General features: G+C 62.8%; 1 protein-coding gene. It reads left to right on the forward strand.

The window, feature by feature from the left end; translation table 11 throughout:
• A partial coding sequence (locus PQQ96_RS42335; RefSeq protein ID WP_408303402.1) for an IS110 family transposase occupies positions 1-218 on the forward strand: 218 nt, incomplete at both ends.

A 218-nucleotide genomic window follows, 5' to 3' on the forward strand; every position in this document is an offset into this window, starting at 1 on the left:
ACAATGAAACCGTCGCCATCGAACAGCTGGTCCAGCGTCTGATCACGCTGGGCCCCACCCTGATCGTCATGGAGGCCACCGGCAAGCTCGAACTCGCCGTACTCAAGGCGCTTTGTCAGGCCGGTCTCCCCGCTGTCGCCGTCAATCCCCGACAGGTACGCGACTTTGCCAAAGCCACCGGCAAACGGGCGAAGACAGACCGCATCGACGCGTTCGTC

Origin of the sequence: Paraburkholderia sediminicola, from assembly GCF_046027825.1 — a bacterium.
In the GTDB taxonomy this organism is placed as follows: Bacteria; Pseudomonadota; Gammaproteobacteria; order Burkholderiales; family Burkholderiaceae; genus Paraburkholderia; species Paraburkholderia sediminicola_D.